13 protein-coding genes and 1 pseudogene are annotated in these 16,104 nt (G+C 63.2%); 4 read left to right on the forward strand and 10 right to left on the reverse strand.

The window, feature by feature from the left end; all coding sequences use genetic code 11:
* Positions 1-1,185, reverse strand: coding sequence for a 3-hydroxy-9,10-secoandrosta-1,3,5(10)-triene-9,17-dione monooxygenase oxygenase subunit (hsaA, locus tag ACZYVJ_RS12040; RefSeq protein WP_463831196.1), 1,185 nt, complete (start codon positions 1,183-1,185; stop codon positions 1-3).
* Positions 1,186-1,343: 158 nt separating this feature from the next.
* Between hsaA and ACZYVJ_RS12045 the strand changes: the two genes are divergently transcribed.
* Complete coding sequence (locus ACZYVJ_RS12045) at positions 1,344-2,438, forward strand: 2Fe-2S iron-sulfur cluster-binding protein (RefSeq protein ID WP_463831197.1); 1,095 nt, start codon at positions 1,344-1,346, stop codon at positions 2,436-2,438.
* Between the two features lie 46 nt (positions 2,439-2,484).
* Complete coding sequence (locus ACZYVJ_RS12050) at positions 2,485-3,018, forward strand: hypothetical protein (protein ID WP_463831198.1); 534 nt, start codon at positions 2,485-2,487, stop codon at positions 3,016-3,018.
* A gap of 92 nt (positions 3,019-3,110) precedes the next feature.
* On the opposite strand, the gene ACZYVJ_RS12055 is transcribed toward ACZYVJ_RS12050, so the two are convergent.
* Positions 3,111-4,628, reverse strand: coding sequence for a wax ester/triacylglycerol synthase domain-containing protein (locus ACZYVJ_RS12055; RefSeq protein ID WP_463831199.1), 1,518 nt, complete (start codon positions 4,626-4,628; stop codon positions 3,111-3,113).
* 107 nt (positions 4,629-4,735) lie between these two features.
* Positions 4,736-5,338: a DUF5994 family protein gene (locus tag ACZYVJ_RS12060; protein ID WP_463831200.1), complete on the reverse strand. Its 603-nt coding sequence runs from the start codon at positions 5,336-5,338 to the stop codon at positions 4,736-4,738.
* An 822-nt stretch (positions 5,339-6,160) separates the two neighbouring features.
* On the opposite strand from ACZYVJ_RS12060, the gene ACZYVJ_RS12065 reads away from it, so the two are divergent.
* Complete coding sequence (locus ACZYVJ_RS12065; RefSeq protein WP_463831201.1) at positions 6,161-6,631, forward strand: DUF5994 family protein; 471 nt, start codon at positions 6,161-6,163, stop codon at positions 6,629-6,631.
* A 377-nt stretch (positions 6,632-7,008) separates the two neighbouring features.
* A pseudogene (locus ACZYVJ_RS12070) lies at positions 7,009-7,197 on the forward strand (cold-shock protein); the annotation flags it as partial.
* Between the two features lie 1,392 nt (positions 7,198-8,589).
* Here the strand turns inward: ACZYVJ_RS12070 and ACZYVJ_RS12075 are convergent.
* From ACZYVJ_RS12075 to ACZYVJ_RS12105, 7 genes are all read right to left on the reverse strand, one after another.
* Entirely contained in the window at positions 8,590-9,252 is a 663-nt protein-coding gene (locus ACZYVJ_RS12075; RefSeq protein ID WP_463831202.1) for an STAS domain-containing protein, read from the reverse strand.
* Between the two features lie 360 nt (positions 9,253-9,612).
* Positions 9,613-11,445 (reverse strand): APC family permease, encoded by a 1,833-nt coding sequence (locus ACZYVJ_RS12080; protein ID WP_463831203.1) that lies wholly within the window; start codon positions 11,443-11,445, stop codon positions 9,613-9,615.
* 411 nt (positions 11,446-11,856) lie between these two features.
* On the reverse strand, positions 11,857-12,696 hold the full coding sequence (locus ACZYVJ_RS12085; RefSeq protein ID WP_463832965.1) for an alpha/beta fold hydrolase: 840 nt from the start codon (positions 12,694-12,696) through the stop codon (positions 11,857-11,859).
* Between the two features lie 5 nt (positions 12,697-12,701).
* The gene (locus tag ACZYVJ_RS12090; RefSeq protein WP_463831204.1) at positions 12,702-13,940 is read right to left on the reverse strand and encodes a fatty acid desaturase family protein; all 1,239 of its coding nucleotides are present in this window, start codon (positions 13,938-13,940) and stop codon (positions 12,702-12,704) included.
* A 239-nt stretch (positions 13,941-14,179) separates the two neighbouring features.
* Positions 14,180-14,359 (reverse strand): DUF6131 family protein, encoded by a 180-nt coding sequence (locus tag ACZYVJ_RS12095; RefSeq protein WP_221045825.1) that lies wholly within the window; start codon positions 14,357-14,359, stop codon positions 14,180-14,182.
* A gap of 505 nt (positions 14,360-14,864) precedes the next feature.
* Positions 14,865-15,149 (reverse strand): hypothetical protein, encoded by a 285-nt coding sequence (locus ACZYVJ_RS12100; RefSeq protein ID WP_463831205.1) that lies wholly within the window; start codon positions 15,147-15,149, stop codon positions 14,865-14,867.
* Between the two features lie 179 nt (positions 15,150-15,328).
* Positions 15,329-15,949 carry a hypothetical protein gene (locus ACZYVJ_RS12105; protein ID WP_463831206.1) on the reverse strand — a complete coding sequence of 207 codons (621 nt, stop codon included), beginning with the start codon at positions 15,947-15,949 and terminating at the stop codon, positions 15,329-15,331.
* Between the last annotated feature and the right edge of the window lie 155 nt (positions 15,950-16,104).

The following is a 16,104-nucleotide window of genomic DNA, read 5'->3' on the forward strand; positions in this document are numbered from 1 at the left end:
TCAGACCATGGTGTCGCCGGGCGGCAACCCGAACTCGTTGTTCCCGAAGATCTGGTAGGCCCGCTCGGGATCGTTGGCCGCGTGCACCCGGCCGGCGTGTGCATCGCGCCAGAACCGTTGCACCGGTTGGTCATTGCCCAGGGCCGTGGCGCCGGAAGCCTCGAACAGCCGATCGATGGAGGCGATCGCGCGGCCGGTGGCGCGCACCTGGTCGCGGCGAGCGCGGGCACGCAGGTCGAACGGGATGTCCTTGCCGGCCGACAGCAGCGCGTACTCGTCGGCGACGTTGCCGCTCAGCTGTCGCCACGCCGCGTCGATGTCGCTGGCCGCTTCGGCGATGCGGACCTTGGCGAACGGGTCGTCCTTGGCCTTCTCACCGGCGAACGCGGCGCGCACCCGCTTGCCCTGGTGCTCGACATGCGCGTCGTACGCGCCGTACGCCATGCCGACGATCGGCGCCGAGATCGTGGTGGGGTGCATTGTGCCCCAAGGCATCTTGTAGACCGCGGCGGTGTTGTTCTCGTATCCGCCCGCGGTGCCGTCGTTCATCGCCTTGTAGGACAGGAACCGGTGCCGCGGCACGAAGACGTCCTTGACGACGACGGTGTTGCTGCCGGTGCCGCGCAGGCCGACGACATGCCACACGTCGTCGATGCGGTACTCGCTGCGCGGAATCAGGAAGCTGCCGAAGTCGACCGGCCGGCCGTCCTTGATCACCGGACCGCCGAGGAACGCCCACGTCGCGTGGTCACACCCCGACGACCAGTTCCACGAACCGTTGACCAGGTAGCCGCCGTCGGTCACCACGCCCGCACCCATCGGGGCATACGACGACGAGACCCGGGTCTTGGGGTCCTCGCCCCAGACCTCCTCCTGCGCCTGCTGGTCGAACAGCGCCAGGTGCCAGTTGTGCACGCCGATGATCGAGCTCACCCAGCCGGTGGAACCACACGCGCTGGCGAGCCGCCGCACCGCCTCGTAGAACAGCGTCGGATCGCACTGCAGCCCGCCCCACTGCTCGGGCTGCAACAGGGTGAAGAAGCCCACATCCTGAAGGTCCTGAACGGTCTCGTCGGGCAGCCGCCGCAGGTCCTCCGTCGCCTGAGCGCGTTCGCGAATCTGCGGGAGCAGATCATCGATGCCAGCCAAAACCGACTGCGCATCACGCTGTTGAATGGACGTCACTTACGTTTGCCTCCTGCGCCAGACTTACTCAGCGGACTTACACCAGAGACTAGAACACGTTCCGATTTGTGTCGAGCAGGGTATTCCTGCGGCTGGTAGCGATACGAATCCGCTTTTCTGTAACATGTTCTAGTTGCAACGAAAGGAAGGGACGGGCCTTGACCGAGGCTGATCCGGACCAAACACCCGACGAGCCACTCGGTGACCACGTCCTTGAACTGCAGGTCGCCGAGGTCATCGCAGAGACCGACGATGCGCGGTCCCTGGTGTTCGCGGTGCCCGACGACGTGGGCGACCCCGAAATCCCGCCCGAGCGGCTACGGTACGCGCCGGGCCAGTTCCTGACGCTGCGCGTTCCCAGCGAGCGCACCGGCTCGGTGGCCCGCTGCTATTCGTTGTGCAGCTCGCCGTTCACCGACGACGCTCTGACGGTCACGGTCAAACGCACCTCGGACGGTTACGCCTCCAACTGGCTGTGCGACCACGCGCACAAAGGCATGCGGATCCACGTGCTGGCCCCGTCGGGCAACTTCGTGCCCAAAACGCTGGGCGACGACTTCCTGTTGATGGCCGCCGGCAGCGGGATCACCCCGATCATGTCGATCTGCAAGTCGGCCCTGGCCGAGGGCAGCGGGCAGGTGGCGCTGGTCTACGCCAACCGCGACGAAAAGTCGGTGATCTTCTCCGACGCCCTGCGGGAGCTGTCCGCCAAATATCCCGACCGGCTCACGGTGCTGCACTGGCTGGAATCGCTGCAGGGCCTGCCCAGCGTGGCCGCGCTGGCCAAGCTGGCCGCCCCCTACACGGATCGGCCCGTCTACATCTGCGGCCCTGGCGCCTTCATGGACTCGGCGAAAGAAGCGCTGCACACGCTGAAAGTGCCTGCGCCACAGATACATATCGAAGTGTTCAAGTCGCTGGAGTCTGACCCGTTCGCGGCGGTGAAGATCGAGGACACCGCCGAAGGTGACGAGCCGCCGGCGACCGCGGTGGTCGAGCTGGACGGCGAAACCCACACCGTGTCGTGGCCGCGCAACGCCAAGCTACTCGACGTCCTGCTGGCCAAGGGCCTCGACGCGCCCTTCTCCTGCCGCGAGGGTCACTGCGGCGCGTGCGCGTGCACCCTGCGCAAGGGCGACGTGAGCATGGAGGTCAACGACGTGCTCGAGCAGCAGGATCTGGACGAGGGCCTGATTCTGGCCTGTCAATCTCACCCGGAATCTGATTCGGTAGAAGTCACCTACGACGAATAGTCGCGGCGTTAAGTTCACCCTGGGGTCAGAGGGAAGGGAAGCATCGATGATGCGGCTGGTATCGGGATTCGCAGTCTTCGCAGTGATGCCGATGTTTCTGCCCGCCGCGGTGTGCGCGGCGGCGAGCAACACCGCGACCACGCTGTTCCCGCTGGATGGCCCGAATCAACTGGAGACGCGCGTCATCCTCAATTGCTTCAAGGCCGACGGCCACTGCGACTTCACCGCCGGGGCGGACGTGTTGACGCCCGGTGGGGTGACCGGCTTCCCGCCCGGCCTGTGGGCCCGGCAAACCACCGAGATCCGCTCCTCGAACCGGCTGGCCTACCTCGACGCGCACGCCGACGGCCAGTACGAGCGGGTGATGAAGTCGATGGGTTCCGACGAGATCACCACGATCTACATGGGTGAGGGCCCGCCGGAGAAGTACCAGACCAACGGGCGCATCGACTCCACCGACTGGCAGACCGGCCAGCCCAAGACCGACAACAACGTCATCGCCTGCACGCACATTCAGGTCGTCTACTCCGGGGTCAACATCACGTCGCCGAGCACCTGCGCGGTCACCACGTTCTCCTGAAATCCGGGCGAGCCAGCGGTTTATCTCCCCATTCGTAAGATGCGAGCCGAAACATCCCGATAGGCTGCCGCACTCGTGGATCCCACCGGGACTTACCTGAACGTGTCATAGCTTCTACCCCGTGGAAGATTCGCGGGGTGTGTCGTCATCTCACTGACGACGGAACGGCCTTGTCCGCGAGGAGATTCCTTTGCTGCGGACAGCAAAACATCGACAGCGCGCGCGATTCCGGTGGCGATATCGTCGACTCCAGGCACGCTGTCGGGGCATGCGCAAACGCTCACGTCCAGCTTCTCACCATGGGAGGTCAGCGCAACGTTCAGCCCACCCCCCTCGGCTAGTGGCGCTACGCTATGCATACCGACGACCTTGGCGCCGGCGCAATACGCCGGCACCGGCCCATTGGCGATGTAGGAGACGCTGCCGTGACAGATCGGCTCGAACCGGTGCCGCAGACCTGATCGTGTGTAGAGCTGCCTACCGACGCGAGCTACGCTCGGTGGCATAAGCGAAGCCAGCGTCGCCACATCAACTGTAGGACAACCCTTTTGATTGCTTCCGCCGCGGATGGCGTTCAGCCGTTCGGTGGCGGTATGCAGATTGGCGAGAACCTGCACAGGGTCGTCGAGGTGTACCGGGATGCGAAGTCGCCCCACAGTCAACGACTTACCGATGTGTGGCGGGTCCGTGGCCGGTAACTCGAACGGCATCCGCATGAGCAGCGGATCGTCGGGCACCTTGTCGTGCTGTTGCAGCCAAGCGCGCAGTGACAGCGTGCAGGCGGCTAGCACAACGTTGGGGATGCTGCCGCCGAACGCGTCGCTGACCGTCTTCACGTCTGCCAGCCGGATCGAGGCAAAGGCGACTGCGCGCCGCTCGGTCGGTGGCGCGTTGAATGCGGTGTGCGGCACCGGCCCACTCATCGGCGATGCAGGCGCCATGGAGTCCCGTCCAGCGGTGCCGGACAGCCGATCCCTTAGTGCCCGCAGCACACCAGACATGGTCTGAGCAGCCAGCCACAGGCCCGTGACATGGTTCTCGGCGATCTCGCTTACCACATCGGTAACGACGTCGCCGGCGGACGGCGCCGAGCCGAGGCTAGGCTCGGCCGGCAGATTATTTGTCGCGTCGGCGTGCGGCAAAGTCGTCAGCAGCCGCGGCCACAGAGACGCCATCCCTGCCGCTCCGTCATTCAGCACAGGCGACGTCTTCACCGCCAATGCCCAGCGGCCGCCCGCCAGACCGTCGATACTCCACGCTTCCCAGAGCCGGTCACGGGAATCGTGACGCGCCGTACTTAGGTCGCCGATGAGATCGGCCAACTCGCGCCGGCCGCCGGGGGCGCGAACTGTTGCGCAATGGATCTGCGGAGAGGCGTCATAGTCCTCGATCTCGGCCCATAGCGGCTGCCCGAGACCTAGGGGCTTGTCCACCAATCGGCTGCGAAAGCGCGCCATCTGCGGCAGCGATGCCACCACCAGTTGGTGTAGCCGATGGTGGCTGAAGCGATCGGGCGCATCGATGATGACCAGCGTGACCGTGTGGGCAGGCATCTTCGAGCTCTGGGTGTGCAGCGACAACGCATCGATCCCCGACAATCGCGCAACCATCAGCGCACCATCCCCTTTCCAACGAATCCTTGTGCGCCGCTGCCCTAACGACCACCATGCCGCCCGGCGAAGGGATAAAACAACGACTGTGGCAATGGATGACCTAGTTACGGTCCGGTGGAGCGCCGCGGTATGGAAAAGGCGCCGGAACAAACTGCCGCAGGGTCGAGAATCGATCGTGACGCTTCGACCGGTTTGGCGTTGCATTGCGAATCCCAGCGCTCACGCGCGGCGTCCCGCTCGGTGCGGCTTTCCCTGTCCTGCACGCTGATCATGAGCAGGGTGTCGACGCTTGACGCGTTGCCCGACGCGGCGGCTGCCATCACAATCGCGTGCGCCTGGTCTGGATCGATGTGAGCCGGGACGACCAGGAAGAGGAGCTTGTTGCCTTTGGCGTCAAGCACTTCGACCGTGTTGGGGTGCTGGCCACGGGATCCGTCAAGGTGGACCGCACGCTCGCTGGTGAAGAGTTCAGTGGGCGTCGTTGCCCATTCGCCGGGATGATACATCACCTGACCGACGGCACCCAGGCGCCCCGACAGACCCGCGATCGGATCCGGCAGCTCCATCATCAGGTCATCGCTGCGTGGCCACCATGCGCCATCCACATGCCCGCTGCCATGCGCCTTGGGTTTCAATCGAAACCGCGGCATACGGAAGTTCCGCGTGCCGCCCAAACTCACTCCGTTGCCGACTTTTACTCGCGTCATAGCGACGCTCCCGTCTGGACCGCGAGACCGGCCAAATCATTCGAATCGGCGATGACGCAACCATGACGGTCACGAACGGAAGACCCCCGACGCTTCTTCCACGCTACGCCGGCCTGGTCTGGAACCAAGAGGCGCCGGCAGCCGCGCCGCCGCCACTGTCCCGGCGACACCAGCTCAGCTGTCGCAAACCACGAGGGGGGCCACGGAAGCGAGTAACGCCTGACTTCGGCACTTGCCCAGGAGCTGTTGAGTCCGCAGGCCCGCGCCGAATTATTGGCTTTATCGGAGACGTACTGCGTTGGCGCACACAGTGAAGCATCGACGGCGGCCAGTCTGGTGCTGACTGCTTAACACCACAGTTGCACACCAACGGCCATCTCGCAACGGACTACAAACGCAACCTGCTCGATCAATTGCTGACTCCCACGGTATGTCAAATACGGCAAAAATAAAAGGCTCGAAGGTCAGCCACAGCCACCACTGGGGACAGCCTTCACCGTGTCGCCGCAACCGAAATTCGGCCCTCGCAACTCGGGCGCAAGCCTGAACCGACTGACGGGCTCAAGCGGCCTCATCGGCAAATCCGGGGGAAACTTTGCTCTCCAGCGAAGTGTCTGCCGTGATCACGCCCGCCGGGCAGCGACCCGTCGGCGGTGCTGCTACGCGTGCGCGAAGCGGGGCAGCCGCCGTACCCGCCTACCCTCTCGACAGCGCGTGTAGCGTAGGAATCATCGGCGATATTCCGTACCTGACTAATCAATGCCATGTCGTCGCCGAGTCGAATGAATTGACCGTTCTCGCGGTCAAGACGGGAGCGTCACTATGACGCTGAAAAAAGACCAAACGGACGCCGCGCACCGGCATACCCCGCCCGCACACACGCCGCGCCTGAGGCTGAAATCCAAAGCGCCGACGAGCGGATACGTCGACGGTGCATGGTGGCCGCACAGTGACGACCTCACTGCAGAGCTGCCAGACTTGTTATCGGTCCTCTCGGTTCGGCTCGGACCGATCGGCCGCGTGATCTACAACGTCAACGAATGGGCAACGCCGCCAAAGAAAATCGCGACCGGCGGGCGAACGGTACGTATCGACGGATATCGCCGCCAGCCGGCCAGCACCGTCGAAGTGCTTGGCCTTAATTCCGGCAGAATCGTCTTATTGGTTGTCTCCCCGCAGGCTGACTCAGCCCAGGCACACGCCATTATGATGACCGCGGCCGGCCCGAGCAATGCCTCGGCGGTCGAGAACCTCCTCGCGACAAGCGCTGCCGACGCGGAAACTTCCACATAAGCCTGTCCGTAAAGCCCTAGATCTCAACGATCCGCACAGCACTCGCCGACACGGGACGCGCGTCGGGCGGACCGGGCTCGGCTCAATCCCGACGGTCTTGGGGCATCACCGCGCAATCCGCCGCGCGCCCCGCGCTTCGAACATTTGCTCGCCTCGGGCCAAGCGAACGATCGATTCGGCTACCTGAAAGGCGCGAGAATTGCGATGCGCCTCGAACACGGGCTGACAACGAAACAGCTCGCCAACGACGTTACGCCACAATTCGCTCTGGGTGGGGCCCTCCCAGGTGCGAAACCGTCGTCGCGCGCCATTGAGGTTCGTGCCGTCGCCACCTCAATGGAGTTAGCCCTTTTCGGATCCGGGACGTGCGCGTCGTACTGCGCGTATGCACAGTCAAATGGTTCAACAACGACAAAGGTTTCGGGTTCATCGCCCCTGACGGCGGCGCAAAAGATGTATCCGCCCACCATTCCGATATCCAGGGGGACGACTTTCGCTCCCCTGAGGAAAACCAGCGAGTCCAGTTCGAGATCAACCAGGGACCCAAAAGGCCCCTGGCGGTGGGGAGTGACCGCCACCTAGCGATCAGTACAGACCCCGGGGAGCCGGCCAAGGCATCGTTCTGGTCATGGGCGCAACCTGCCTCGTAAGGCAACACCGGGTGCTTTGAGCAACGGTCGAGTGAGTCCCGTTGGAAGGCAGGCGCGCTCGGCGAAACTAGGGACAACCAACCCGTAACTGATCGGCATCGCCCTCGCCGCATGAAACCCGCGTTTCTCGTCCAGGAGACGCTGCACGCGTATTCGTCGCTTTCGATCCCCGAGATGGCCACAGCTGTCCTGGCGGCGGACCAAATGCCGCAATATGTTTCGGGCATACCGTCGAATCTAAGGTCATCGCGGCGCGCCGTAGTCCGGCGGCTTCGCATCCGGGCAAGAGGCGTAAAGGTGGCGTATCGTTCGGCAAACGCCGGTCACGGAGCCATGCGGCCCGGCGTCTCTAGCGCCGCCGGCACCAGAACGCCAGTCCCGTGCTCCCCATGTTTTGTCCGCTGATCGGCCGCGCCGCCTTCGGAATCCCATGTCGACTCCGCCGCAGCAGTTTGTCTGCGCTCCGCGGTGCGGCGCATTCCCGCACGAAGCACATCCCCGGCGGTCAGATACGGCCTGGCGCTGGCCGTAGTCGTCGATCTGCTCACGCCGGCAGCGTTGGCAGTAACTGGTCCTTCGAGTACGTACGTCATCTCATCTCTTTCTCTATTTAGCCGCAAAAGCGAGCCGGCTGGTTTGGGTGCGGCTGTCAATGGCGCGCATCGCCGATAACGCTTTGCGGCGCTGCTGATTACGCTGCAGCCCGACGACCGCTACCAGGTGCGCAGCGGCGGGCGGGCTGGGTGTGCAAGGTGGCGCGCTTCCCCTTGTCATTGCGGCCCTGTCAGGAGAAATCCACAACCACCAACTTGGGGTTCCCACCTTCTCAGGTGGGCCCGAGGATCGACCACGCCTCCGCTAGGTGCCGACGATTCTTCTCAGTCAATTCCGTACTTAGATGAAAGGCGTTTCCGCCGTGGACATCTAGCTGTTCTTCTTCGGAGTTATTCATTGTGACCCGTTTGGGCGTCCCGGTGTCCCACAGGCAAAGACGTCTAGCAGCGGCTGAGTCGATGATGCTAGAGCAACCGAGCGTTTCCCTTCCGTGGCAGTGCCCGCCGTTGACCGGAGGCGTGCGCCGAAGTGTTCGAGATTGCCGCAACTCGTGTCGTCGCGCGGCGACCGGCCTTGCGTCACTCGGACCAAGCTGAATCGAATTCACGACACCAGCAAACTCAGGAGAGCGCCGCTTCTATTCGCTTTCGATCTCGGCGCTCAGTCAAATCGCTTGTGAGATATCGTCTCAACACCGGCCGTATGTCGCAAGTCTACACGATTGGTGAATGCTTGGCGAAGTCCGATACGTGGTCAACGTTCAAATGCGCCCGAAGCCATCGACGCGTCCGGGCGGCGGCGCGAGGGCGTGTCTTGCTCGCAGCAACCGCGTTGATTCGTATGGGGCGGAGACCAGAGGGTGTTCGACGTGAGGTGGCCTTGGATGGTCACCATCGCTGCCTCGACTGTTTTCGTCGCGGGTAGCAAGCCATGTGGGTCGCCGATCCGCAGCACCCGAGAGGCTGCCTCACCGGCCACCACCGCCCAGCCTACACCGGCGCGTGCGCAGCAAACGGAAAGCCTGTGCAGCGCCGAGAAACCGTCAGCTCCAAAGAAATCCAGGCTACGCAGGTCCAGGATGATTCCGCGGCAGCGCATCAGATGCCCCAGCGTGTACTCAGTCACGATCTCAGCGTTGGATGCGTCGATGTGGCCACAGGCGCTGATGACGCCAACCGAGGATCTCAGCCGACGACTGGCAAGCCGGAGGGTGTGACTATGCAATGGTTGGGAAATGATGCCGCCCAACGGCGGCATGTACGAGGGTCGTGTGTTCATGGTGATTCCCGACAGTGCGGTTGTCACCGGCTTGTTCGGCGCGAGCCATTGCTCTGCGAGGAGAGCGGCGGACGGCAGACCCCACTCCGAACTGGTTGAGAGTCTCAACCACATTGACGTTGCACCCCCCGCGTGCATTTGTCAAGGATTAATGGTTGGTGTGATAGGGCTTTCGAGATCCCCTGGTTCAGAACCACGGCCCCTTATCCGCAGGTTCTCGCGGCCAATTGCGCTGCGCCTCTTTAAATTAGCGGGCCAGTCATCGGAGCATGACGAGATCGGCAAACCCTGGTTCGAGCCTGCACAGTCGCACCTAATTGACGGGGCGTTGACTCCGACCATGAAAACACCGGTCGTGCGACGGATCGCGAACGCGCAATCGGATGACAGGCCCTGAGAATCTTGGACACTGGAGCACCGCTGAAAGGGTGATGCGCCCAGAGTAACTCCTGGATCCCTCGCGGACGGCCCGGTCTTCGGGAATGCGTTGGGAGATCCTCAGTTCAAGCGAATCGGCAATGTGGCGACGATAGCGTCGGTGCGGGCGCGAACTGTTGTGGCGAGCAGCGGTCCGCGTTGGTTATGCAGGATTCGGTAGCGCCGGCGCCGCGGTTCGATGTAGGCAAGCAAGACGATGACGAATCGGCCCTTCTCGACTTGGCTTCGGACAAACCCGACGGCGGGCGACACTAAGGCGCGGTGCGGGCTGGGCAGGACCCGTAGGTCAAGCCCGGGGTCCCATTGTTTCCAGAGCGCGCAGAGCCGGCGGGTGGTGTCGGGGTCGGTGTCGACGGCGACCGGGACGACTTCGCCGCCAAGCCGCATCGCCACCTGCAACGCACGCACGACGACGTTGCTGATTGTGACGACCGGGACTATGACCAGCGCTTCGCCGCACGGTCTCCCAACGGGTTTGGGTGGCAGCTGGCCGAGATTCAATTGTGCGGCGACACCGTTGTAGTAGCGTTCGATCCGATCGAAGAGGAGCATTAGCCCGGGCACGATCAGCAGCAGCAGCCAGGCACCCTCGGTGAATTTACTGGCGAAGAGCACTAGTCCCGCAACGGCGGTGAGCACCGCCCCAGTCCCGTTCAGTGCGGCCTTGCCCACCCAGCCGCGGCCGCGTTGTTGCAGCCAGTGCCGGACCAATCCGATTTGGCTGATTGTGAATCCGATGAATACACCGATCGCGAACACTGGCAACAACCTGTGGGTTTCAGCACCGACGAGGAGTAGCACCGCGGCGGCCAGCAGGCCCAAAGTCGCAACGCCGTACCGGAACACGGGGCGTTCGGCGCGAAGCGTGAACAAGTGCGGCAGCCGGTGGTCCTTGGCCAGCAACTGCAGCAGCACCGGCAGACCGCCAAAGCTGGTGTTCGCGGCGAGAGCCAACACCAGCGTTACCGACAGGTTGGTCACATAGAATAGCCACCCGGTCCCGAATGCCCCCGCCGAGAGCTGCGCAAGGACGGTGACGTCGCCGCGTGGTGTCACTCGATGCTGGCGGATCAGCGCGCTCAGGCCCAGGAGCATGACGGCCAGCAACAGTCCCAACGCAACCTCGGTGTGTTGGGCCCGCGTGACGGCGGGTGTCCGGAATTGGGGCACCGAGTTGGCGATTGCCTCGACGCCGGTCAGCGATGAACAACCCGCCGCAAAGGCTTTGAGAATCAACACCAAACCCAGTGCCTCGGTCGCACCGACCGGGCCCAGATCGGCACCGATGACGGCCACCGGGTGCGAACGGATGAACCCGACGATGATGGTGGCGAAGATACTGGCGATGAATACCAGGGTCGGTCCGATCAGTACCTTGGCCGACTCGGCGATTCCGATCAGGTTGATTGCGGTGAGCAGGGCAAGCCCGCCCAGGGCCACCGCCAGCAAGTGATGCGACAGCACCGGAAAGATGCTCCGCAGACTGGCTGCCCCTGCCGCCAGACTGACCGCAACGGTTAACACGTAGTCGACTACCAGGCTCGCCGCAGCCAACTGGCTCACCGTCCGGCCGAGGTCCTTTTTGGCCACCGCGTAGGCTCCGCCGCCGTTCGGGTGGACCGCGATCACCTGCCGGTAGGAGACCACCAACACCAGTAGCAGCAGCGTGATCGCCGTCGAGATCGGCAGGGTCAACCGCACTGCCGCGGCACCCGCAGCGACCAAGATAAGCACGATCGCTTCGGGACCATAAGCGACGCTGGACAATGCGTCCAACGACAACGCGGCAAGGCCCCCGATCGCCGTCAACCGATGCGAATCACCGCGCAGATGACGCCGCACCCGACGATCAGCAATCTCGTTAACCTGTTGTTCCCGCTGGGTGACTACCATTGTGCCGATTGAACACCCCGACGCCGGGATACGCGACCTAAGCTCGGCAGGCCGTCCAAGCTGACCGGCACCCTCCCCAAGAGTGCTGGCGCCTCGGTGCTGGCAGGGCCGTCCGCCGCAGCGAACCCGAGCGGCGGTTCGTGACCAAACGCATTGGGCTGACGCTGCCAATCATCAACGGGGATCAATGAAGTGCGCACCCCGGCACCGGTGATGTCGCGTCGTCACCCGACCGCTACCACGACGTCATCACGCACGTCCGGTGTTTTGTTTCATCCGGCAAAGGCGGTCTTCAAGGTCAGACCACGCGCCCTGGCCCCGCGGCAAAGATCGCCCAGAACAGACATCGAACATGAGAATTGGCAGTCGTCCCTTGATCGCATCTCAGTTCTGATCAGATTCGTCGATTCGTCAGGCCGGCATCGCGCCCGTGGTCGCGATGAAGTCGTCAAGGATCTCGACCACCGCCGTCGGGGACTCGACATGCGGGAAGTGCCCGACACCGGCAAGCACTTCAAGTCGACTATCCGGCACGGCGTCGTGAGCGGCGTAGCCGTGGGCGACAGGAATGATCCGGTCTTGCTCACCCCAAATCAGCAAGGTGGGTAATTTATGACTGAGATGGATCTTGTTGAGCGCACTGACCGCCTGGCCGCGGTAATCCACCACCGAGCGCGTCCGCAGGAACGCCTGCCGCGTCTTCCGATTTGACGACGAGGAATAGGCGTTCCACATCTCGCCGGCGCGCGGCGACTGGATTCCGGCCGACGTGAGCCACGACCCCAGCTTGTTGCCGATGTTCAACACCGGCCGCGGCGCGACCACCGGCAGCACCAGCTCGCTCCCAGGTGCCGAGAGGATGCGCAATATCCAGTTCAGGTCGGGGCCGAGGCCACCGCTGCTGATGAGAACCAGCCGCTGGCAGTAGTCGTGATGTTGGTAGGTGAACTGCATGGCCACACCGCCACCGAGCGATTGACCGACCACGGTCGCCCGCCTGATGCCGAGTTCATCGAGCAGATCACGCAGCAACGCCGCGAACGCACCCAGCGAATAGTCACCGCGCGGCTTGGCGGATTCACCGTGCCCCAACAGGTCCGGTGCCACCACCCGATACTTCTTCGACAATTCGGGAATGACCGCCCGCCAGGTCGCCGAGCTTCCGGCCATGCCATGAATCAACAGCAGCGCCTCGCCGGCCCCGGCGTCTCGATAGGCAAGGCGTTCACCGTGCAGATCGACATAGTCCATCTCGGTCACGTGAACCGCCATTGGCGGACCGCTGCGATGGCCGTCTTGAGACCGCGGCGGCGTCCTGTCGCTAGGTCGGTCCCGGCGAAACCAGGTTCCAGTTGGCTAAACATTCGCTCGCTGCGAGTCTCGGGCGCGTCGTCGGCGGTGTCGCGCAAGTAGCGGTCCGGCAGCGACAGTTTTGCGATGGTGCGCCAAGTCTTGGCGTACTGCATCAGGAATGAGCCAGTGGTGTAAGGCAAGTCGTACTTGTCGCAGACTTCACGCACTCGCACCGCGATCTCATGCAGCCGGTTGCTGGGCAGATCGGGGTAAAGGTGGTGCTCGATTTGGTGACACAGGTTGCCGCTCATAAACCGCAGCACCGGTCCGGCTTCGAAGTTGGCACTGCCCAGCATCTGGCGCAGATACCACTGGCCCTTCGTTTCGTCGATCATGTCGTTTTTGGTGAATTTCTCTGCGCCATCAGGGAAATGCCCACAGAAAATGACCGCGTTGGCCCAGATGTTGCGGATCACGTTGGCCGCCACGTTGGCCGTCAACGTCGATTTGTAGGTTGCGGCCGGCGATAGCGAGGTGAGCGCAGGCAACGCGACATAGTCCTTGACCACCTGCCTGCCGGCCTTGGCTGAAAACTCGCGCACCTGCTCGACGGTCATTGCACGGTCCGTGCCGGCCTTGAAGACCTTGCCGAACTCTATGGGCTGCAAGCCAATTCCCCACTCAAATCCGAGCGCGAGGATGGCGTTGAACAACAGGTTACCGATGTTGAAGGGCTCCCAGGGTTGGTCGCGGGTAACTCGAAGCACGGTGTAGCCGACGTCGTCATCCATGCCGAGGATGTTGGTGTACTTGTGGTGCTGAAAGTTGTGGGTGAAGCGCCAGTGTTTTGACGCCCCACTCATGTCCCACTCCCACGTCGAGGAATGGATCTCGGGATCGTTCATCCAGTTCCACTGACCGTGCATGACATTGTGGCCGATTTCCATATTCTCGATGATCTTGGCCAGGCCGAGTGCCACCGTCCCGCCCCACCAGGCCCAGCGTTTCGAACTGCCGGTCAGCATCAGCCGGCCGACGACATCGAGGGCGCGTTGCGCCGCGATAGTGCGGCGGATGTAGCGGGCGTCCTGCTCGCCCAGGGAATCCTCGATTTCCAGCCGGACCGCGTCCAGCTCGACGGCCAGATTCTCGACATCGGCGTCGGTCAGGTGCGCGAACGCCGGAATGTTTGTAATTGCCAATGTGTTCCCTTCCGTGCTTGTTGGGTTCCCAGCGTCATAAGCCACCGACAAAAGCCCAATCGCGATAAGCGAGGCCACTACTTTCGATGGCTCGATTCGACCAAATGCTGGGCTGCGAAGTTCAGCCGCAGACGGTCAACGGTCTGCGGTTGCTTCTGGTTGGCGGACTTAGCTCGTGAGGCCGCCGGCTCGCGCCGATGAGCGGCCGAGCCGGGTAGCCACTGCTATACCTGGCCGGGTCAGTAGTAGTGGCGGCGGCCGCCGACGGCGTGTCCCATCCGTCCCACCACTGCGAGTAACAGTCCGACGACAAGGAGGATTACCCCAATGACCAAGCAAATATGAGCGTAGGCGAAGGTGGGGACGAGGGCAGGCAGGAGGAGCCCGAGGACGATAAGAACGATTCCGAGAGTGATCATGATGTCTACCTAATTTCTGGAGAGATGTTGGGAGAATTTCCGGGGTCAGTGCCTGAAGGTGGTCATTTAGCTTGGTCCCCAGCTGATTTGAATTGTCCTGTCGACAAGCCGACGGGCACGGACCGGGGTGAACGCGGAGTTGGTGGTCATCCGAGGTCCCGGGTGACGAGGGGATGACTGGAATGCATGTCGTCTCGACCGCTCAGTCAGGTATCGGAACGTACGGCGCGAGCTGAAGCTCATCGAGTTCGGCGGCGTACAGCTAAACTCTTTCCGGACTGGCTGAAGGACTCAGCAACAACAACGTTACCCTTCTGGGGGATCCGCGGCTAGTCGACCGTCGAGTGCCGGCGCGAGCGCGGTGATGAACGCGGGTGTGCGGCCAGATGGTGAGGACTTGGTGGCGTTTCGGCGCGGGGCCCCGGGGCGGGCCAGGCGACGCACCATCACTGCACCTTTGACTTATGCCAATTCCCGATAGTTGGCGGATCCTCAGAACGGACAGTCAGATTCGGTACCCCCATACGGGACCGTCGTTGCCCACGGGCTGTTTCCCAACAGCTTGCCCTACAACCGTCGGTACACCGGCAGTGTTCAGCTTCGTCAGTTTCAACGGCCGCTCGCTGATCGACAACGCGCCGAAGGTATTGACCACCCTGGCGATGAACACGCCCGTCGCCCAGGGAATCGGGCCCGAATCCGTCACCGCGAAACCTGCCACCCGGCCCGAGGCCACCCTCATCACCGTGTGCTCGGGTCTGAAATTCACGGTTAGCTTGGACGCCAGCATAATTCGGATCTTCCATGCTGCGATCGAGGCGTCCGTTGTCGCTGCTGTGTCGCAGGTGGACCTGGATTGTTGTTACGCAGCGAGCGCATTGGTTGACCCGCTGCGGAGATGCCGCTTACACCACACGCCCCGGGCATATGGGCGCTACCGCGCCGCCTGGCTTTGCGCAATCAATGCACTCAGCCGATATTGGGTCCTGATCCGCGTGCGCCGCGTTGTTCCGGGTCTCCGGCGGCGAGCGTGTCGAGGATGAACTGCGCGATGGCGTGTCGCTCGGTACTCGATCGTTCGCCCTGAGTGTCCAGTTCTCGATCAGCTTGCTCCGGGGTATAGCCGCGTCCGATGAGGACGCCGATGGCCTGATTGATGACCGACACCGTCCGCAGATACGTCCCGGCGTCCGGCCTGGCTGGGCCGGGCAGGTGCTGATCGAGAACGAAGTCGCTGGGCGGGCGTCCGGTTAACCACGCCAGGTCAGCGGTGAGGTCGATAAAGGTTCCCGGCGTCGCAGCGTAGAGGATGAGGGAAACCGATAGCGATGACCGGCCGCCACCGACACCGGGCAGCCTCAGCCGAAGGGATGAGCGAACATCGTCCGCCGCGGCACGGTCCTCGAGGATAGTGAACGCGAACGGCGGATCACTGCCGTCAACGGTAACGCGTAGGCCGAGATAGGTGGGCACCGCCGCTCGCGCGTTGACACCCAGTTGATGCAGAGTGTGCAGCACATCGGCGCCCGGTTGATCCAGGGCGGCGGTGAGGATGTCCAAATCAGCGGCCAGGGCCGCACCGATTTTCATCACGGGATGGTTCCGCTGGGCGCTCCCGAGCGCGGATCGAACCTGCCGGGCCGAACAGGCAAGTCGCCTGCAGGGTGGGGAACCTGCGACGCGAGCCAGGACCCGTCGCCTTGACTGTTTCCCCGCCCTTTAACCTACGCGCGCCACTTCGTGCG

This window comes from Mycobacterium sp. IDUB_3 (assembly GCF_055419585.1).

Coding starts and splice junctions, on each gene's coding strand:
- ACZYVJ_RS12050 (WP_463831198.1), top strand. CDS start 2,485: ATGATGCGGCTGGTATCGGGATTCGCAGTCTTCGCAGTGATGCCGATG.
- ACZYVJ_RS12055 (WP_463831199.1), bottom strand. CDS start 4,628: ATGGTTGCGCGATTGTCGGGGATCGATGCGTTGTCGCTGCACACCCAG.
- ACZYVJ_RS12060 (WP_463831200.1), bottom strand. CDS start 5,338: ATGACGCGAGTAAAAGTCGGCAACGGAGTGAGTTTGGGCGGCACGCGG.
- ACZYVJ_RS12065 (WP_463831201.1), top strand. CDS start 6,161: ATGACGCTGAAAAAAGACCAAACGGACGCCGCGCACCGGCATACCCCG.
- ACZYVJ_RS12075 (WP_463831202.1), bottom strand. CDS start 9,252: ATGCACGCGGGGGGTGCAACGTCAATGTGGTTGAGACTCTCAACCAGT.
- ACZYVJ_RS12080 (WP_463831203.1), bottom strand. CDS start 11,445: ATGGTAGTCACCCAGCGGGAACAACAGGTTAACGAGATTGCTGATCGT.
- ACZYVJ_RS12085 (WP_463832965.1), bottom strand. CDS start 12,696: ATGGACTATGTCGATCTGCACGGTGAACGCCTTGCCTATCGAGACGCC.
- ACZYVJ_RS12095 (WP_221045825.1), bottom strand. CDS start 14,359: ATGATCACTCTCGGAATCGTTCTTATCGTCCTCGGGCTCCTCCTGCCT.
- ACZYVJ_RS12100 (WP_463831205.1), bottom strand. CDS start 15,149: ATGCTGGCGTCCAAGCTAACCGTGAATTTCAGACCCGAGCACACGGTG.
- ACZYVJ_RS12105 (WP_463831206.1), bottom strand. CDS start 15,949: ATGAAAATCGGTGCGGCCCTGGCCGCTGATTTGGACATCCTCACCGCC.